At 45.4% G+C, this 19,621-nt stretch carries 19 protein-coding genes; 7 read left to right on the top strand and 12 right to left on the bottom strand.

Annotated elements, in window-relative coordinates:
* Positions 1 to 43: 43 nt before the first annotated feature.
* The 5 genes from H8796_RS05630 to H8796_RS05610 form a co-directional block, all read right to left on the bottom strand.
* The gene (locus tag H8796_RS05630; RefSeq protein ID WP_005681936.1) at positions 44 to 139 is read right to left on the bottom strand and encodes a smalltalk protein; all 96 of its coding nucleotides are present in this window, start codon (positions 137 to 139) and stop codon (positions 44 to 46) included.
* Positions 140 to 144: 5 nt separating this feature from the next.
* Positions 145 to 672 (bottom strand): N-acetylmuramoyl-L-alanine amidase, encoded by a 528-nt coding sequence (locus tag H8796_RS05625; RefSeq protein ID WP_117933393.1) that lies wholly within the window; start codon positions 670 to 672, stop codon positions 145 to 147.
* A gap of 84 nt (positions 673 to 756) precedes the next feature.
* Positions 757 to 1,251, bottom strand: a complete 495-nt coding sequence (locus tag H8796_RS05620; protein ID WP_117933391.1) for an HU family DNA-binding protein — start codon at positions 1,249 to 1,251, stop codon at positions 757 to 759.
* 130 nt (positions 1,252 to 1,381) lie between these two features.
* On the bottom strand, positions 1,382 to 2,272 hold the full coding sequence (locus H8796_RS05615) for a DUF4373 domain-containing protein (protein ID WP_117933389.1): 891 nt from the start codon (positions 2,270 to 2,272) through the stop codon (positions 1,382 to 1,384).
* Positions 2,260 to 2,580, bottom strand: a complete 321-nt coding sequence (locus tag H8796_RS05610; RefSeq protein ID WP_008641543.1) for a hypothetical protein — start codon at positions 2,578 to 2,580, stop codon at positions 2,260 to 2,262. The genes H8796_RS05615 and H8796_RS05610 overlap by 13 nt, the downstream gene beginning before the upstream one ends.
* 441 nt (positions 2,581 to 3,021) lie before the next feature.
* On the opposite strand from H8796_RS05610, the gene H8796_RS05605 reads away from it, so the two are divergent.
* Positions 3,022 to 3,735, top strand: coding sequence for a helix-turn-helix domain-containing protein (locus H8796_RS05605; protein ID WP_117933387.1), 714 nt, complete (start codon positions 3,022 to 3,024; stop codon positions 3,733 to 3,735).
* 196 nt (positions 3,736 to 3,931) lie between these two features.
* Here the strand turns inward: H8796_RS05605 and miaB are convergent, their stop codons facing one another.
* Positions 3,932 to 5,314: a tRNA (N6-isopentenyl adenosine(37)-C2)-methylthiotransferase MiaB gene (gene miaB / locus H8796_RS05600; RefSeq protein WP_009001354.1), complete on the bottom strand. Its 1,383-nt coding sequence runs from the start codon at positions 5,312 to 5,314 to the stop codon at positions 3,932 to 3,934.
* A gap of 336 nt (positions 5,315 to 5,650) precedes the next feature.
* On the opposite strand from miaB, the gene H8796_RS05595 reads away from it, so the two are divergent.
* The 3 genes from H8796_RS05595 (at position 5,651) to H8796_RS05585 (ending at position 9,029) form a co-directional block, all read left to right on the top strand.
* Positions 5,651 to 6,121 (top strand): ferrichrome ABC transporter substrate-binding protein, encoded by a 471-nt coding sequence (locus tag H8796_RS05595; protein WP_117933385.1) that lies wholly within the window; start codon positions 5,651 to 5,653, stop codon positions 6,119 to 6,121.
* An 80-nt stretch (positions 6,122 to 6,201) separates the two neighbouring features.
* Positions 6,202 to 7,701, top strand: coding sequence for an acetyl-CoA hydrolase/transferase family protein (locus H8796_RS05590; protein WP_117933383.1), 1,500 nt, complete (start codon positions 6,202 to 6,204; stop codon positions 7,699 to 7,701).
* A gap of 131 nt (positions 7,702 to 7,832) precedes the next feature.
* Positions 7,833 to 9,029, top strand: a complete 1,197-nt coding sequence (locus H8796_RS05585) for an ATP-binding protein (protein WP_117933381.1) — start codon at positions 7,833 to 7,835, stop codon at positions 9,027 to 9,029.
* A gap of 6 nt (positions 9,030 to 9,035) precedes the next feature.
* On the opposite strand, the gene dacB is transcribed toward H8796_RS05585, so the two are convergent.
* From dacB to H8796_RS05565, 4 genes are all read right to left on the bottom strand, one after another.
* Positions 9,036 to 10,442: a D-alanyl-D-alanine carboxypeptidase/D-alanyl-D-alanine-endopeptidase gene (dacB, locus tag H8796_RS05580; RefSeq protein WP_117933379.1), complete on the bottom strand. Its 1,407-nt coding sequence runs from the start codon at positions 10,440 to 10,442 to the stop codon at positions 9,036 to 9,038.
* 46 nt (positions 10,443 to 10,488) lie between these two features.
* Positions 10,489 to 11,691, bottom strand: a complete 1,203-nt coding sequence (locus H8796_RS05575) for a TlpA disulfide reductase family protein (RefSeq protein ID WP_117933377.1) — start codon at positions 11,689 to 11,691, stop codon at positions 10,489 to 10,491.
* Between the two features lie 91 nt (positions 11,692 to 11,782).
* The gene (gene lpdA / locus H8796_RS05570) at positions 11,783 to 13,126 is read right to left on the bottom strand and encodes a dihydrolipoyl dehydrogenase (RefSeq protein ID WP_117933375.1); all 1,344 of its coding nucleotides are present in this window, start codon (positions 13,124 to 13,126) and stop codon (positions 11,783 to 11,785) included.
* A 41-nt stretch (positions 13,127 to 13,167) separates the two neighbouring features.
* Positions 13,168 to 13,620 carry a PH domain-containing protein gene (locus H8796_RS05565; protein ID WP_117933373.1) on the bottom strand — a complete coding sequence of 151 codons (453 nt, stop codon included), beginning with the start codon at positions 13,618 to 13,620 and terminating at the stop codon, positions 13,168 to 13,170.
* Positions 13,621 to 13,726: 106 nt separating this feature from the next.
* Between H8796_RS05565 and nadB the strand changes: the two genes are divergently transcribed.
* Complete coding sequence (gene nadB / locus H8796_RS05560; protein WP_117933371.1) at positions 13,727 to 15,298, top strand: L-aspartate oxidase; 1,572 nt, start codon at positions 13,727 to 13,729, stop codon at positions 15,296 to 15,298.
* 2 nt (positions 15,299 to 15,300) lie between these two features.
* Complete coding sequence (locus tag H8796_RS05555; protein WP_117933553.1) at positions 15,301 to 15,576, top strand: DUF4884 domain-containing protein; 276 nt, start codon at positions 15,301 to 15,303, stop codon at positions 15,574 to 15,576.
* A 58-nt stretch (positions 15,577 to 15,634) separates the two neighbouring features.
* Here the strand turns inward: H8796_RS05555 and rbr are convergent, their stop codons facing one another.
* The gene (gene rbr, locus H8796_RS05550) at positions 15,635 to 16,213 is read right to left on the bottom strand and encodes a rubrerythrin (RefSeq protein ID WP_117933369.1); all 579 of its coding nucleotides are present in this window, start codon (positions 16,211 to 16,213) and stop codon (positions 15,635 to 15,637) included.
* A 249-nt stretch (positions 16,214 to 16,462) separates the two neighbouring features.
* Here rbr and H8796_RS05545 point away from each other — a divergent pair, with 249 nt between their 5' ends.
* Complete coding sequence (locus tag H8796_RS05545; RefSeq protein WP_009001347.1) at positions 16,463 to 18,142, top strand: SulP family inorganic anion transporter; 1,680 nt, start codon at positions 16,463 to 16,465, stop codon at positions 18,140 to 18,142.
* Between the two features lie 108 nt (positions 18,143 to 18,250).
* Here the strand turns inward: H8796_RS05545 and H8796_RS05540 are convergent, their stop codons facing one another.
* Positions 18,251 to 19,615, bottom strand: a complete 1,365-nt coding sequence (locus H8796_RS05540; RefSeq protein ID WP_004302840.1) for an efflux transporter outer membrane subunit — start codon at positions 19,613 to 19,615, stop codon at positions 18,251 to 18,253.
* Positions 19,616 to 19,621 lie beyond the last annotated feature (6 nt).

Here is a 19,621-nt window from a genome sequence, read left to right as displayed (position 1 = left end):
ATCAAAATTGCAGGACGGCGCGCACGTCCCACAATTCAACTAATTACAGATTCATCGCATTAGCGCCCAAAACGCCAGCCAAAGCCGAAGCCACTGCGATAACCACCTTAAGGATCATATCCCAAACTGATTTCTTCATTGCCATCATTTACCTCCTTTCTGTTCCTTAATGTGTTGTGATACTCTGTGTTCTTCCGTGTTTTCTGTTTTGATAGCAAACTCCTCAAGTTCCTTGAATTCCTTTGCCACCTCAAAACACGGGCACGATTTAATCCACTCTTCCGGTTCTATCTCGCCGTTTCCGTTCAAGTCCGGTGAAAGATCCCGGTGTCCGCATACCCGGCAGCCGGGGAATTTCTCCTGTAGTTGCCCGATGAGTTGCCGGAGCGTAGCCCGCTGTGCCGAGGTTCGGGTATCTCCCGGGCGTCCCCGGCAGTCCAGACCACCCTCATAGCAGATACCTATTGAATGAGCATTGAAACCTTTTGCGTGCGCTCCGACACGTTCGATGGGGCGGGTGAGGTGCACTGTTCCATCCTTGCGGATGTAGTAGTGATAGCCTGTTCCGTTGAATCCCCGACGTCGGTGCAACCGGTCCAAATCTTCCGGAGAGAGCGTACAATCCCCCCGCGTGGCACTGCAGTGCACCACGATTAAATTAATAATTCGCATGTTAGTGGATAATTAGTTTACTAGCCTAGTTAAAAAGTTCCGTTTAGTCAGCCATTCGTGTTTGTGTTGCGTCATACAGACAGGCTATGCTGCCGGATCCGGTGCTTCTCCACTGCCGCCGGAACCACCACCGTCATCGGGTTCACCGCTATTTCCGCCACCCGAAGCCGAAGTATCGGCAAGGTCGAAACGGACGCACTTAGCACCTGTCACCAAAGAGCGGGTAGCGGTGGTACGGTCGGGATTCTTGGTATAGTTGGGCAGGAAACGGACGGTAAGGGAAGCCTGGGCAGCCGATACTTTTTCCGGCAGTTCCACCCCTTTGCCGTTGGACTTCATCACCATACGGAAAGTCCCGAAGCCGTCGAGCATTACACTTTCCGATGCTTGCAGATGCTGGGCAGCCACTGTCACCAGATTATCGATTGTATTCTTCACATCACCGGTGGAGAGAGACGAGTAAGCGGCTATCTCTTTGGCGAGTTGGGTGGTTGACACATTGGCCGTGTATATCACACGGGGATGAAATAATTTCTTTTTGTTCTTGTCTTCCAGAACCGACTGGAAGGGTTTGTACAATACTGCATAATTGTAATAGTTTTTACGTGTTAATAAATTAGTTTAGTGTTGTCCTTAAGCTTAATGACACTGTAAAGATACGGGTATTATTCAGACTGACCCAATCATTTTTTCAAAGTGCGTTCATAAATTAATTAATTACGCTCAAAAGATAATGTCCCGGCAATTTGATTTTTCCATTGCTCCCGCGAATGTTGCCGAATCCCTTCCACACAGGGTTTCCGATAGCTCCGAAGTTACTTTTCAGGATAATGGCATATTGCTCGGAAGGCGGAATCTTGTAAGAGTGAAGGTTCTCCATCAGTCCCTCGAAGTTACGCTGCGTGCCGTCGGACGGTGGTTGCAGGTTGTCGATGTCTTCCTGTGTCATCACCTTCCTTCTTTTCAAGATTTTTCCTCCTCCGTCCTCTCCTTGAGGAGAGTCAGAGAGGTGGTTTAATTTGTTTTGGTTTGTTTTAATTTGTTTTTCTTTGTTTTGTGTACCCGATGTCGACATTTCGGCTTCCGATGTTGCAGAATCGGTGTTTGATGTTACAGAATCAGCAGTTGATGTTACAGCATCGACTGTTTCGTTATCAGCATCATCCGCACAGCTTTTGCTACTTTGAGAAGGGTGATACGATGCAAGCTCCTCCGCTTCCAACAGGCAGTAGTCCGGTTCTATCAACGAACTGCTGCGACGCTTGGTGATAAAGAGATACTGACGTTGGATATCGGCGGAAGTCAGGATGCCGTATTGGCGGAAAAGCCCGGCATCAAACAGACCACATTCCACGGACAGGGCGATGATACGTTTCACATCATCCATATCCGTGTTGTAAAGGCTGTCCGTCAGTTCATCGTAAAACTCATCACTGGCAGAGATATAATATCCTTTTCCGGCATAGATGTACGACAGCGTTTCTACCAATGTGGCAAAAGCAGCATCACCTTCCCGCTTCATGACACGACGCACCACGCGGTCGTGCATGAAACTGGTGCTCATGGGGAAATAATCCAACCCCTGTTTTATTCTTCCCATAGTGCGTGTAGTTTTTCCTTTTCCTGCTTCCGGCGAATACTGTCCGCCACCACCTGACGGGCATGGCGGATAAGGAGCATCCGCAAAGCGTAGTCCTTTACCTCGGTTATTACCGGATAAGAAAGAGGTTTGTTTTCAAATGATATATTTTTATCCTGATTGCGATGTCTGCGCGTGTTTGCCTTACGGCATTCCTTGCAGTAATTATCTGAAGCCCGGGTACGCTGATTCATATAAAAGGCTTCCTGTGGGAGCTTACGCTTGCAACATCCGCAGATGTGTAGAGATTGATTCATAATGGTTTCCATACTGCTTTCCGTTTTTACAATTTTCATATTTAAATATTCGTGTGTATATTAGAGATATATCGCTTGCGCGCAGGACATATAGTTGCTGTATATTGGAGATATATCGGCTGCACATTGGGTATATAGATGCTAGACGCAAGATATATAGATGGTGTAAGCGGGCTCAATATTACTTCCGCCCGTCCGGCACGGCTTCCTTAAAAAGGGGGTGAATGAGGTATTTTGCAACCTTTCGTAAACTTTTTGCGGTTTCTCATGGTTTTTCTATTTAAAATTTATAATTTTGAAACATCTTTGTAATTTCGTTGCTACAAAGATAAAACAGTTTTCACAAAGAAAACAAATGATTTTGAGAATTAACTTTAAAAAAGTAGATAACAAATTATCAATGAGCAATTAACGAGTTTATGAATTTTTACATCAAAAATAAACGATAATAGAATGGATACATTTTTGGATGTTACAGGAATAGTGAAGCGTGCCAAACAGGCGCTAAACTTCAAGAACGACAGCGAATTAGCTGAATATTTAGGCGTCTCACGCGCTACAGTATCCAATTGGGGTGCACGAAATAGCATTGACTTCCGCCTGTTACTCGATAAATTCGGGGACAAGGTGGACTACAATTGGCTATTATTGGGAAAGGGAAATCCGAAACACCAATCAAGATATTGCGAAAGCGAACTGGTGCAGGGAGAAGTCGAGATTATACACAATCCGAAAACACCCGAACCAATAGACGACCGTAGCGTGACATTATACGATATTACGGCAGCTGCAAACCTGAAAACATTGTTCACCAACAAAAAGCAGTATGCACTGGGAAAGATATTAATTCCGAATATTTCCATCTGCGACGGAGCAGTCTATGTCAACGGAGACAGCATGTATCCTATATTGAAATCGGGAGACATTATCGGATATAAAGAAATCAGCAGCTTCGATAATGTCATTTACGGGGAAATATATCTGGTGTCGTTTATGATTGACGGAGACGAGTATCTGGCAGTGAAATACGTGAACCGTTCCGATAAGGAGGGATATCTCAAACTGGTGAGTTACAATACACACCACGAACCGATGGACATTCCATTTGCGTCCATCAATGCAATGGCGATTGTGAAGTTCTCCATCAGGAGGCACATGATGATGTAAATCTCATCGTAAAAGAGAGCCAAAAAGACGAAAAAAACACAGAGGACACAAAAGACACAGAGATTAAAGAAAATAATACCTCTGCGTTTTTTGCGTCCTCTGCAATGAGAAATATAGTAAGCCGTAGGTAGCACATTAAATGAAATAATCTGCTAATTCGTGCAATATTTGTTCGATCTTAAAATTCTCTTGCAAACTAATTTGAAACGACCTCTTCCCCTTTCAGCGTAGCCGAACTGGCTTCCGTGACACGCACGTTGACAAAATCACCTACACGGTGCGTACCTCTGTCGAACACCACCACACGGTTCTGCTCCGTACGCCCGAACAGCTGGTCGCGCGAACGCTTGGAAACTCCTTCCACAAGTACTTCATACGTTTTACCGATGCAACGCTGGTTGGATTCGGCAGACAGACGGTTCTGCAAAGCGATAATTTCGTTCAGGCGGCGTACTTTCACCTCTTCGGACACATTATCTTCGAGATGCTTCGATGCATACGTTCCCGGACGTTCGGAGTATTTAAACATGAAAGCAGCATCGTATCCACATTCTTCCATCAGCGAAAGTGACAAAGCATGATCCTCTTCCGTTTCAGAATGAAAACCGGAGAAAATATCGGTAGTCAATCCGCAATCAGGGATGATACGTTTGATAGCTGCCACCCGGTCCAGATACCACTCACGGGTATATTTACGGTTCATCAGTTTCAGAATACGCGAACTGCCGCTCTGCACAGGCAGATGGATATGTTTACACACATTGGGGACTTGCGCAATTACTTCCAACGTCTCATCGCTCATGTCTTTCGGATGGGAAGTTGTGAAACGAATACGCACTCCCGGAGCAGCTTCGGCCACTGTTCGGAGCAACATCGGGAAAGTAACCACTTCGCCTGTCGGTCTTTCAAAACGGTAAGAGTTGACGTTCTGCCCCAACAAGGTGACTTCCTTATAGCCTTTCGCCACGAGGTCTGCCACTTCATTCAGGATACTTTCTACGTCACGGCTACGCTCACGTCCACGAGTATAGGGCACGATGCAATAGGTGCAGAAGTTATTGCAGCCACGCATGATGGATACAAAACCCGAAATATGATTGCCGCAGATACGCGACGGAATCACATCCCGATAAGTCTCGGTAGTAGAAAGTTCCACATTGATTGCTTTTTCACCGGTTTCTACGGCAGCAATCAGGTCGGGCAACGTCAGGTAAGCATCCGGCCCCACAACGAGGTCGACATGATGATTCGTTATCAGATCATCCTTTACCCGTTCGGCCATACAGCCCAATACACCTACAATCAGGTGCTTTTTCTTTTTCTTCAGCGAGTGGAAAAACTCCAGGCGATTCAGAATCTTTTGCTCCGCATTGTCGCGGATGGAACAAGTATTCATAAACACGGCATCGGCTTCCTCCAGCGTTTCGGCTACGGAATAACCCGCCATTTGCATCACCGAGGCAATCACCTCACTGTCGGCTACATTCATCTGGCAGCCATAGGTTTCGATAAACAACTTTTTGTTGTCATCATTCATTTCAGTTGCGGATTTAAAGTCCGCTCCCGTTAATTCGTTCATACTCAAATCTTAGTTTAAAAATTCGGATGCAAAGATACGGCTTCGCTTTCAATAAGTAGTGAATTGATATCAAAATAACGCAAAAACTTATGATTTGGCAAGCAATTTTGTAATTAATGTTAAGGGAATAAACATTTTTAGGCGATATGCTTGGCAAATTTAAATTTATTTTTCACATTTGTGCAATGAAAGAAACATTAGATTTTTTCATAGTTAAGGTTTAGGTTAAAAAAATTAAGGGGAGCTGTGAAGCTGCCCTTTTTTCATAATAAAAAGTTAGCCTGAACCAGATAAAATACGTAACTTTGGCAGATTACTAATTAGCAGTGAAACACAATGGAAGATTTTTTGAAATTTCTCTTGATAGCAGGTGTCATTCTTGTGGGAATATTCAAAGAGGTGAATAAGAATAGTAAATCGAAAAAAGCTAAGAATAAACGCCCCGTTTCCCCGATGCCATCCCCCGTTGAAGTAGCTCCGGATGCAGTTCCTATGCCCGAGGCATGGGGAGGCCCCAAGTCGCTGGAAGAATTATTTCAGCCTAAACCCCTGAAACAAACGTCACCGCAACAGTCTCCCAAAAAGACGGCGAAACCAGCCGCGCAGCAGAAAAGAAAAAAAGAAGAAATTTCCGTTTCTGCATCCCTGGCAAACAGTGCCGCACAAGATAAACGAAATTCCCAACAAGGTTCTCATTATAACTCTCACACCGAATCAACTGATAACGAACACGATTTCACGATTCACTCCGCAGAAGAAGCCCGACGCGCTATTATCTGGGGAGAGATACTTCAACGGAAGTATTGAGAGAGCCCGTGGACTCATTGAGTTTCGAATTAATTATCAATAAAAATATCAACTGTATTTTAACACGAAATTTACTATTTATGTCATTCAATCGTATTTCGGCAGCGGAAGCTGCAAGCCTGATTAAACATGGCTACAACATCGGCCTAAGCGGATTTACTCCCGCCGGAACGGCCAAGGCTGTAACAGCCGAACTCGCAAAAATTGCTGAAGCAGAACATGCGAAAGGAAACCCGTTTCAAGTAGGAATTTTCACAGGCGCATCAACAGGAGAATCCTGTGACGGCGTACTGTCACGTGCCAAAGCCATCCGCTACCGCGCTCCTTATACTACCAACGCCGACTTCCGCAAAGCTGTGAACAACGGAGAGATTGCCTACAACGACATACACCTCTCACAAATGGCACAGGAAGTGCGCTACGGGTTCATGGGCAAAGTGAACGTAGCCATCATCGAAGCCTGCGAAGTGACTCCCGACGGAAAGATTTATCTGACTGCCGCGGGTGGTATTTCGCCGACTATCTGCCGTCTTGCCGACCAGATTATCGTGGAGTTGAACAGCGCACACAGCAAATCCGGTATGGGTATGCACGACGTATACGAACCGCTCGACCCGCCTTACCGCCGCGAAATACCGATCTACAAACCGAGTGACCGTATCGGACTGCCTTACGTTCAGGTAGACCCGAAAAAGATTATAGGCGTAGTGGAAACCAACTGGCCGGATGAAGCGCGTTCTTTCGCTGCTGCTGATCCGTTGACCGACAAAATCGGGCAGAATGTTGCCGACTTCCTTGCTGCCGACATGAAACGCGGTATCATCCCGTCTAGTTTCTTGCCTTTGCAATCGGGTGTAGGAAACATCGCCAACGCTGTACTCGGTGCATTGGGACGTGACAAAACGATTCCTGCATTTGAAATGTACACAGAGGTAATCCAGAATTCCGTGATCGGTTTGATTCGCGAAGGACGTATCAAATTTGGTAGCGCCTGCTCACTGACTGTTACAAATGACTGCCTGGAAGGCATTTACAACGATATGGATTTCTTCCGCGATAAACTGGTTCTCCGTCCGTCGGAAATCTCAAACAGCCCGGAAGTGGTTCGTCGTCTCGGTATCATTTCTATCAATACAGCCATCGAAGTTGACCTGTACGGCAATGTAAACTCTACCCATATCGGCGGAACAAAAATGATGAACGGCATCGGTGGTTCGGGAGACTTTACCCGCAACGCTTACATTTCCATCTTCACTTGTCCGTCTGTGGCCAAAGAAGGTAAAATCAGTGCGATCGTACCGATGGTATCCCACCACGACCACACAGAGCACGATGTCAACATCGTTATCACCGAGCAAGGTGTTGCCGATCTTCGTGGCAAGAGCCCGAAAGAACGCGCACAAGCCATCATCGAAAACTGTGCACATCCTGACTATAAAGAGCTTCTTTGGGATTACCTCAAACTGGCCGGTAATAGAGCACAGACTCCGCACGCTATTCAGGCTGCACTGGGCATGCACGCAGAGTTGGCTAAGAGTGGCGACATGAAGAATACCAATTGGGCTGAATACGCCAAGTAAATAGAATATAGGATTTACAGTATTCGACTCAAAACAAGCATAATTGTATTCTCTGGTAAACAAAATCAAACTATTTTTGTTTATTAGAGAATACAATTATATCTTTGTAGAAGAATCAATAAGTTACTCCTATGAAACAGTTATTCACCACATTCTATCAACTTAAAGAACGGGTCTCTCTGGATTTCATCAGATACCTGTATCATGAAATTCGTTGGGACAATCGACTGATAGCTATAACAGGTGCACGCGGAACAGGAAAAACCACCCTGATGCTTCAATACATAAAAGAGCATTACCCCGGCTATGGCAATGAAGCACTCTACGTTTCATTAGACAATATATGGTTCACCACTCATTCATTATTTGAACTGGCTGACGAGTTTCAGAAAATGGGAGGAAAAGCTTTGTTTTTGGACGAAGTACACAAATACCCCACCTGGTCAAGAGAAATAAAGAACATCTATGACAGTTATCCGGACATAAAAATAGTATTCACAGGATCTTCTTTATTGGAAATACACAAAGGCGAAGCAGACCTCTCAAGAAGGGCTGTTACCTATCATCTTCATGGCCTTTCTTTCCGTGAATTCTTACTATTCGAATATGGATATAAAATGGAAGCACTTACACTTTCTGATATTCTGAACCGACATATCGAAATGGCCATGAACGTAAACAAACAGTTGAAGCCGCTTGTAGCGTTCAACGAATACTTAACTTACGGCTATTTCCCTTTTTATAAAGAAGATAAAATATTGTATCATGAGAAACTATTAGCCACCCTGAATACAATTCTGGATGTAGATCTACCTTCTACTGAAAAAATAGATTATTACTCCATTGGCAAAATAAAAAAACTATTTGCCATACTCGCCGGACTTGTACCCTATATTCCCAATATATCAATGCTTAGTAAGGAGATAGAAGTCAGTCGTATCAGTCTGTTGAATTATCTATCCTATCTCCAAAAAGCCCAAGCCATCCTACTACTTGACAAAGAAGCTTCCGGCATCAAACAACTGGCAAAACCGGAAAAAATTTATTTAGGTAACACAAATTATGCATACGCATTGGGAGGAGAAAAAACAGATATAGGAAATGTCCGGGAAACATTCTTCTTTAATCAAACAGTTGTAAAACATAAGGTTACCTATTCTTCCCAAATAGATTTCACATTGAATGAAACATATAATTTCGAAATAGGTGGTAAAAACAAAACTCAAAAACAATTAGCGGGAGTGGAGAATGGATACCTAGCCCTTGACAACATAGAAATCGGATTCAACAACGAGATTCCACTTTGGTTGTTCGGGCTAATGTATTAACATAGCCTATCTCCCGATAATCACCTCACACACCTTATCCTGAAACGCTCTTGCCTTAGCAGCCGAAAGCACATTCTGGTTCATAATGGCAAATGCCACTTCATGCCCGTTCTTCATCTTCAGATAGCCTGCAAGTGCATTTATTGCCGTAAACGAGCCTGTTTTGGCATGAACATTCCGGAAAGCAGGAGTACCTTTCATCCGGAATTTTAAAGTTCCGTCCACCCCGCCAACAGGAAGTGATTTATATAACATCTGAAACACTTCTGTTTGCGAGTACGCATATTTTAGAAAGTCGACCAGCAGGGCAGGAGAGAGGTAATTATAATTGGACAGTCCGCAACCGTCGGCAATCTTATAGTCTTTCGGATCATGCCCCAGGCGGCGGATCAGCTTCATTATTTCGACAATGCCATCTTCGGCAGCTACTTGCTTCTTTCCCGTAGCCTGCGCTCCCAGGCGACAGAGAAATGCTTCTGCATTGAGGTTATCACTCTCTTTCATCAGTTGGTTCAGCACTTTCTGCACGGAAGTGTTCCAGCAAGCCATACGCTCTACTATCACACTGTCGCGAGGCAATTCGGCAAAGCCATACGACTGGGGAGTCGTGATTCCTTTCCCACGGAGGCGTTCCAGGAAAGTGTGCATAAAGAAACGGGGGGAATCGTAGATGTTGACATCATCTTTCCGGATCGAAGTGACATTGCCCGAAACAAGGAGATTGTTTCCATTCGTCAGCCAGTCTCTCGTGAAAGAGAATTTCCCGGCAGAAGAGGTGCGTGTTTTCGTCTGATTCGTTACTGTATAATAGGAAGATACAGGTTGGCAGGAAACACTTGCCGCATCACCCTGCACGGTGGAGGGAACTACGGAAACCTGGACAGTCCCTTTGCAGAACATCAATGGAGAGAGATAAGGCTGATAGCCCGCAGGCGTATCGTCCCAAGCCCATCCGCTGCCCCAATAAAGGGAGTCTTTCATTGAGACGTCACCATATACCTGTCCGTTAATGACCGAAAAAGGGAAAGTGATTACCTCTTCTATCAATGAGTCCATCGACTGGCTGTCAAATTCCGGATCGAATCCGCCTACCACATACAGGTTGCCTTGCAAAGTATCATGTTCTATCACGCCATCGTGCCATACTTCCGTGCGGAAAGGCTCGTTGGCTTCGGGGCAGGAGAGTGCAGTAATGGCCGTCAGCAGCTTCATGGTAGAGGCAGGACGGGAAAGTTTCTCCGCACGATAGTTATAAAGCGATTTCTTAGCCGTCAGGTCGTAGACGGATATGCCGACTTCGGATGCTTCGGGGAGCATCTTCTTGATAAGCGAATCTATCCGGGAGAAATTCTGTTGTCCCCAAAGTGGCAACAAACAAACAGAAAGGGCGACTAACAAAAGACTTTTTTTCATATAACACTGTTTATGACATCAACAAATGATAGTATTTTACCTCTATCTATTTCAAGTTTTTCTCTACCTGTCCAAGAAGCGAACCGGAGCCATAACCGGACCATACATCCTGAATTTTTCCATCAGGGGCAATCAATACATAATGAGGGATTCCCCGTACCTGATAGTTTAGGGCAAGACCGGTGCGTCCTTTACGAAGTTCGTTCCACTGGTTACCACCCATTCCTTTCGTCTTGATATACTCTTTCCAACGTGCTTTCGGGTCCTCACTAATACTAATCACAGTTATTTTATCCTTATACAGATCCATCACCTTCTCCATTTCAGGTATCGACTCCACGCAAGGGCCACAACCGCTACTCCAGAAATCAAGTAAGATGAATTTTCCTTTGAATTCGGAAATATGATGGAGAGAATCATTCACATCATATAGATCTCCATCAACCATCATATCTCCAATCCCTACGGTAGTGGGAGGATAAACATAGGTTGTAATCTCCTGTCCGTCATCTGTTTGTTTATCGGCTTCGGACATTCGGGCATAGAGTTTTTTTACCTCTTCTTTATAAGGCATGATGGTTTCATATTTCATCATGGAAGCAAATAACAATAATCTGTCCATCCACACCGGGGAGACGGGTGCTTCTTCCATGTATTCCATTTCCTTTTTCCAGATTTCCTGCTGCAACGGCATTGACAGTTTCCGGATAGAATCTATCTTGGCCCAGGCCTGGCTTTCAAACTCCCGGTCGCCCGGATGGTCTATGAACATCATCCGTTGCCAGTCATATTCTGCTGCCATGTGCTGCATCAATTCTTTCTGTTGGGACATCGCGCAAGCCGTAAAGCGGTTTTCTTCCTGCTGTTCCGGCACATCGCTTACTACTTCCCATGTTTTCACTAGTTTGTCCTGCCCCTTGATTTCGATGTATTCTCCCGGTGCGATCCACACTTCCAGCCATGTACCCGGAAAGCCCCGGTTATCAGACATAATCAGCATTTTCCGTGTGGTAGAAACCGTGTCGCGGAAAGAGAACTGCCCATTCATAAGCGTATCTCTCCATACACAGTTGAGAATACTTCCGTCTTCCTCATACAGGCCGATCACAATGCTGTCGGGAAGATTAGCCAATTCGCCCTGAATCAAATATTCATTTGCGGCAACTGACGCTTTACGATTGAATGTACAATGACACATCACCATACAAACTATTGCCAATAAGGCCGGAGTGATTATATATTTTCTCATCATATATTCGATTTTATCAGTGAGATACCCCCTCATCAATGAATCAGATAGGTATCTTCATCAATGAACGATGTCAGATATCGGAATCCGTTTATAGAGCTTCCCGGAAGATTTCTCCTACCGTGGGATGCGGGAAAACAATCTTTTTCCATTGCGCTGCCGTCAGTCCGAGTTCAATGGCAGTCCCCGCAAGAGTGATAATCTCCGAAGCGGGATTTCCCAATACGTGAGCGCCAATCACCCGCTGCTGTTCATCCAGCAATACTTTGCAAACTCCGTTCACGCCTTCATTCTCCGCCACAAAACGGCCGGAGTAAGCCATCGGGAGTTTGATAACCTGATAATTGATTCCTTTCGTTGAAGCCGATTCCTCCGTTTCACCCACTCCAGCAATCTCCGGATTGGTATAGACTACGCCCGGAATAGCCCGGTAACTCATGGTGTCTTCTTTCCCCAAAATGGAATGTACGGCAACTTCTGCCTCACGAACGGCCGTATGGGCGAGCAAAGAGAATCCTGTCAGATCACCACACACATACACACCCGATACAGAAGTCTGCATCTTTTCATTAACTTTGATAATACCACGCTCTGTTTTCTCCAGATTCAGGTTTTCGAGTCCGAAACCTTTCGCCACAGGACGGCGACCGACACTCATCAACAGCTTTTCTGCTATGACACTACCGTCCCCCTCTGCATTCTCATAAGAGACTACAGCTCCTTCGTCCGTTTGCGACAAGCCGATAACTTTCGTACCAAGCAGGAATTTAATACCACGTTTGGCATATTCCGCACGGAGCAAAGCGGAAAGCTCTTTATCCATTCCACCCAGAATTTCGTCCATCATCTCAACTACCGTCACCTGTACTCCCAAACTGTTGAAGAACGATGCGAACTCCATCCCGATCACTCCGCCACCAACAATGACCAGAGAAGCCGGCAGTTCCTTACTATCCAAAGCATCCCTGTGCGTCCAGTAGTTCACTGTATCCACTCCCGGAATAGGGGGAATAAAGGTTTCCGAGCCTGTACAAAGTATCAGATTCTCTCCTTCGTAAGTTTCTTCTCCGCAGCGAACTGTATTTTTATCAATGATCTGTGCTTCTCCTGATACGATCGTAACATTGTTGGCAGTCAGCTTCGCTTTCACTCCCAGCACCAGTTTGCGCACTACCTTACTTTTACGCGCTATTATCTTAGGCAAATCGAAAGAGACTTCCGGGATATTGACCGCATACTTTGACGCATGTTTTGCACTGTCATAAGTCTTTGCCGAATACAACAACGTTTTCGTAGGAATACAGCCTTCATTCAGACAGACACCACCCAGACTATTCTTTTCGATAAGCAATACGCTCAAACCGGCTTTACCGGCAGCTTCGGCAGCCGTATATCCCGCAGGACCGCCACCGATGATAATCACTTGATATTTCATAGTATATAATCAGTTAATCTTTTCATTATTATCAAAACATGCTATGGTTCATCCCCTTGAGGATCTACAGAGTCTATTGCCTCCAGGTCTTTTATCTTCTTTTCGAACATTCTCTTTTCGAGCAGTTCTGCAAATTCCTGTTCCTTGACAGGCATCACCGAAACAAATTTCCCTTTTCCGTATTCTATCAAGATATAATCCGTCACCGAAAAACGACCGAACTTCATGGAATGGTATTTCCTGACTGTGGTGATTTCGGAAAGCGGAATTACCTTCTTACGAATAAAACGGCCGCGTGAAACCTCCAGATTACCGTCTGTAGTCAATGTATAAGCAGTATGTATAATCTGCTCGATTACTACAATCAGCATAAGCATGAACAGTACGGCTACCAAGATATATTTACACCACAATGCGCCGACGGCATTCACAGTAAGCACTACCAACAGGAAATATTGGTACCAGGCGATGCGGGCATGGAAAATTCGATTCATTTTGTCAGATTTTTGCCTGCAAGGTAGCAATTTTATGAATTAGTGACAACGAAAAGTACAACGAAGTAACTTATTTTGTAGCTTTGCGGTGAGAAATAACAAGATTATGGTAAGAAAATTCGATTTCCTCGTTATCGGTTCCGGAATTGCCGGTATGAGTTTTGCGCTGAAAGTGGCGCACAAAGGTAAAGTTGCTCTTATCTGTAAAAGCGGGCTGGAAGAGGCCAACACGTACTTCGCCCAGGGAGGGGTAGCCTCCGTCACCAACCTTCTGGTGGATAATTTCGACAAGCACATTGAAGATACGATGATCGCAGGCGACTGGATCAGCAACCGTGCCGCAGTAGAAAAAGTAGTGCGCGAAGCTCCCGCACAGATTGAAGAACTGATTAAGTGGGGAGTGGACTTTGACAAAAACGAGAAAGGTGAATTTGACTTGCACCGCGAAGGAGGACACTCAGAGTTCCGTATTCTTCACCATAAAGACAATACAGGAGCAGAGATTCAGGACAGTCTGATTAAAGCCGTACAACGGCATCCGAATATCACGGTCATCGAAAACCAATTTGCCATTGAAATCCTGACACAGCATCACTTGGGGGTTACCGTAACCCGCCAGACACCGGATATTAAATGCTACGGCGCTTATATCCTCGATCCGAAAACGGGAAAAGTAGATACGTATCTTGCAAAAGTGACATTGATGGCTACCGGTGGAGTAGGAGCCGTTTATAAAACGACCACTAACCCGCTAGTCGCTACCGGAGACGGTATCGCTATGGTGTATCGTGCCAAAGGTACGGTGAAGGATATGGAGTTTGTACAGTTCCACCCTACCGCCCTGTATCACCCGGGAGATCGTCCTTCTTTCCTGATAACGGAAGCGATGCGCGGCTACGGAGGCGTACTGCGCACCATGGATGGCAAAGAGTTCATGCAGAAATACGATCCCCGTCTTTCCCTGGCTCCCCGTGACATCGTGGCACGTGCCATCGACAACGAGATGAAGAATCGTGGAGACGACCATGTATATCTGGATGTTACCCACAAAGATCCCGAAGAAACAAGGAAACATTTCCCCAATATTTACGAGAAATGTCTTAGCCTGGGCATCGACATCACTAAAGATTATATCCCGGTAGCCCCGGCCGCCCACTATCTCTGCGGAGGTATCCTTGTCGACCTGGACGGACAATCTTCCATCGAGCGCCTTTATGCCGTGGGAGAATGTTCATGCACCGGATTACATGGTGGTAACCGCCTGGCTTCAAACTCATTGATAGAAGCAGTGGTCTATGCCGACGCTGCTGCCAAACACAGTCTGCAAGCGGTCGATCAATATTCTTATAATGAAGATATTCCCGAATGGAATGATGAGGGAACCCGCTCGCCGGAAGAAATGGTGCTCATTACACAGAGCATGAAGGAAGTGAACCAGATTATGAGTACTTATGTAGGTATTGTCCGTAGCGACCTCCGTCTGAAACGTGCGTGGGACCGACTGGATATTATCTACGAGGAGACTGAAAGTCTGTTCAAGCGTAGCGTTGCATCCAGAGAAATCTGCGAATTGCGTAATATGGTGAACGTGGGTTATCTGATTATGCGTCAGGCAATGGAGCGTAAAGAGAGTCGCGGGTTGCATTATACGATTGATTATCCGCACGTAAAGAAATGATTATGAAAACACTGATCCGGTTCTTTGCTCTTTTCTTCTGTATAACAGGACTCATTTCCTGCTATTCAGGCATTCCACTACAAAGTGGAAAATCGGAAAACAACCAGACTTATGAGGTCAGTTATCTGTTTGAACATGACGGAGTGAAAGTGTATCGCTTTCTTGATATGGGAAACTATGTATATTTCACCACCCGGGGAGATGTAACCAGTATCAAAAATGATTCAACGAGAAAGAGAACGATTACCATTTACAAAGACAGTATACCTAATAAATAAAGAAATGCCGCCTGCAGTTGATCTGCAAGCGGCATTTCTTTATCTGATTCATCCAGAATTAATAGTTTTCTTTCTTCACCTCGAAATAAGCCTGCGGATGCAAACATGCCGGGCAAACTTCAGGAGCTTCCTTACCTACAGTAATGTAACCGCAGTTACGGCATTGCCATACCACTTCGCCTTCTTTAGCGAACACAGTCATATTTTCGATGTTGTTCACGAAAGCAAGGTATCTTTCTTCGTGACCTTTTTCAGCAATAGCGATATTGCGATACATAGCAGCAATCATCGGGAAACCTTCCTGTTCTGCCACATCAGCAAAGTGAGGATAATCCAGTGACCATTCTTCATGTTCACCTGCTGCTGCAGCGCGAAGATTTTCAAGTGTAGTACCGATTACGCCAGCCGGATAACTAGCAGTAATTTCTACCATACCGCCTTCGAGGAACTTAAACATACGTTTTGCATGTTCTTTTTCCTGATCGGCTGTTTCTGTAAAGATAGCTGCAATTTGTTCGTAACCTTCTTTTTTAGCGACACTTGCAAAATAAGTGTAACGCATTCTAGCTTGTGATTCTCCTGCGAATGAAGTCAACAGATTTTTCTCTGTTTGAGTTCCTTTAATACTCTTAGCCATAATTCTATTTATATTTTAAATTGGTTGATTACCAAACGTAACTTGTCGTACTATTTATAACGCAAATATAAGAGATTTGTTCATAACAAGCCACCTTTTCTTGATGAATAAAAACTATCGGCTCATCGATGAAATCTATCAACAGATAAATAGTATGTTCAAAAACATACTTCTTTCGATTATTTTATATAATTTTGCAACCTCTACTTTGCAAAAAAGAACGAAGTACACGTATAACATCATATAAAAATGAAGCTATTTGAATTTAAACCCAAACTGGTTTCTTGTCTAAAGAATTATTCGAAAGAAACGTTTATGGCGGACCTGATGGCCGGTATCATCGTAGGTATCGTGGCACTCCCATTGGCCATCGCCTTCGGTATCGCTTCGGGAGTCTCACCCGAAAAAGGTATTATCACCGCTATCATTGCCGGATTTATCATTTCTTTATTGGGCGGCAGCAAAGTCCAGATCGGTGGTCCGACAGGAGCATTTATCGTCATTATCTACGGCATCATACAGCAATACGGCGAAGCCGGACTGATTGTAGCCACACTCATGGCAGGTGTACTCCTTATTTTATTAGGAGTGTTCAAGCTCGGAGCGGTTATCAAGTTCATCCCTTATCCTATCATCGTCGGATTTACCAGCGGTATCGCTGTCACTATTTTCACGACCCAAATCGCCGATATTTTCGGCCTGTCTTTCGGAGATGAGAAAGTGCCGGGGGACTTCGTCGGTAAGTGGATGATCTATTTCCGTCACTTCGATACGATCAACTGGTGGAACACCATTGTAAGCATTGTCAGTATTATTATTATCGCCATCACTCCGAAATTCTCAAAGAAAATTCCCGGTTCACTGATTGCTATCATCGTTGTCACAGTAGCCGTTTATCTGATGAAAACTTTCGGAGGTATCGACTGCATCCAGACCATCGGCGACCGTTTTACCATTAAATCGGAATTGCCCGATGCCGTTGTACCTGCACTGGATTGGGAAGCTATCAGAGAATTATTCCCGGTAGCTATCACCATTGCCGTACTGGGAGCTATCGAATCTCTATTGTCTGCCACCGTAGCCGATGGTGTGATAGGCGACCGCCACGACTCCAATACAGAGCTGATTGCCCAGGGAGCAGCCAATATCATAGCTCCTCTGTTCGGAGGTATTCCCGCTACCGGAGCCATCGCCCGTACCATGACAAATATCAACAACGGAGGTAAGACACCGATAGCCGGAATTATTCATGCAGTGATACTGCTGCTGATTCTGCTCTTCCTGATGCCGCTTGCACAATATATCCCGATGGCGTGCCTTGCCGGGGTACTGGTCATCGTATCTTACAACATGAGTGGATGGCGTGTATTCAGAGCTTTACTGAAGAACCCGAAATCGGATGTCACCGTATTGCTGATTACTTTCTTCCTGACCGTTATCTTCGACTTGACAGTCGCTATCGAAGTAGGATTGATAATCGCCTGCGTCCTCTTTATGAAACGTGTTATGGAGACTACCGAAATCTCGGTGATTACCGATGAAATCGACCCCAATAAAGAATCGGATCTTGCCGTACACGAAGAAAACCTGATGATTCCCAAAGGCATAGAGGTATACGAAATCAACGGTCCTTACTTCTTCGGTATCGCTACCAAATTTGAAGAAACCATGGCTCAACTGGGAGATCGTCCGGAGGTACGTATTATCCGTATGCGTAAGGTTCCGTTCATCGACTCCACAGGTATTCATAATCTGACTACCCTCTGCGAGATGTCACAGAAGGAAAAAACCACCGTTATCCTTTCCGGAGTAAACGAAAACGTGCATAACGTACTGGAAAAAGCCGGATTCTACGAACTGCTGGGAAAAGAGAATATCTGTCCGAATATCAATGTCGCATTGGAGAGGGCAAAGAGCTTGATAAAATAAGTGACACACTACATAAAGACGATTTACCATAAAACGGGCTGCCACAGAATCACTTCTCCGGCAGCCCTTCTTTCTCTAAATTAAAAAACAGAGAGAGTATGATGTCATTTACTCCTGACCTCCCCCTAAAGCGCGGTATAGGTTAATTAAACTTTGTATTTCAGTAAAATGATTGGCCGTTTGCGACAGTTGCGCACTAAGCAATGACTGGCGGGCGGTAAGCACTTCCAGATAGGTAGTATTACCATGCTCCATCAATAGCGAAGTACTTTGTAAAGCCGTTTGCAGGGAAGCGATCTGCTTGTCCAACAAAAGTCTTTTTCCCTGACTGGTCTGATAGGCAATCAACGCATCATTCACTTCGCTGCCGGCATTGAGCAATGTCTGCTGAAAACCGAGAGCGGCTTCTTCCTGCTGTGCACGGGCAATGCGGTATTGTGCCACCACCTGTCCTTTATTAAAGAGCGGCTGCGTGAGCGAACCTACCGCTGATGCCAGAAACTTACCCGGATTGAGAATCAAAGACCCGGCAGAGTTCGTCCATCCGGCACTTCCGCTTAAAGTGATGGAAGGATAGAAAGCCGAACGTGCCGCATTGGTTCCATAGAACGCTGCTTCCAGTGTCCGCTCGGCAGAACGGACATCGGGACGGGAAGAAAGCATCCGGACAGGAATCCCTATCGAAAGATCCGTAGGAAACTGCTGCTTTGCCAGCATACCACGCTCATAACTACGGGGTGTCTCCGCCAATAATAAGGCAAGACTATTCTCTACCTGACTGATCTGCTGCTGCAAATCGAGTACAGAACTCTGCACCTGATAATAAGCAGCTTCCATCTGCGACACTGCGGATTCGTTCGCTAGTCCGGCATTCATCAGAGCGCGGGTGGAGGCCACGGTTTCTTTCCATGCCGTCTCCGTCTGACGGGAAAGGTCGAGTTGCTCATCCAGCATCAGCAGGGTATAGTAAGTATTGGCAATGCCTGTTATCAACTGGGTGCGGACAGCCTGACGATAATCCTCGCTTTGAGCATAAAGTGCCTTCGCCTGTTTTTTGGCATTGCGCATACGACCGAATACGTCCAGTTCCCAACTGGCAGTAACGGGCAATGAATAAGCCTGCGTAGCCTTATGTGTATCAAAACTGCTCACCGTTCCCTGCGGGGAAAGGGCAAAAGCAGGCAGAAAAGCAAGTTTGGCAGACATCAGTGCCGCCTGTGCCTGTTCCACACGAAGCTGGGCGGACTGATAGTCGGTATTGGTCTGCAATCCCACTTCGATGAGGGATTGCAGATAAGGATCGGTGAAGAGTTCCCGCCAGTCCATATTGCCCAGACTGGCAGTGTCCTCGGCCACCACTTCCTCCCCATAAAGATGGTCGGGGACGACAGTGGCGGGTTTGTATTTGGTATAGATGCCACAACCGCTCAACGACAGACTGATGGCAACTAATGTGATGATATTCTTCTTCATTCTTTC

Origin of the sequence: Bacteroides sp. M10 (assembly GCF_014334015.1) — a bacterium.
GTDB classification, from domain to species: Bacteria; Bacteroidota; Bacteroidia; order Bacteroidales; family Bacteroidaceae; genus Bacteroides; species Bacteroides intestinigallinarum.
Note: the sequence above shows the minus strand (reverse complement) of the source record. Positions and strands in the feature narration are given on the sequence as shown.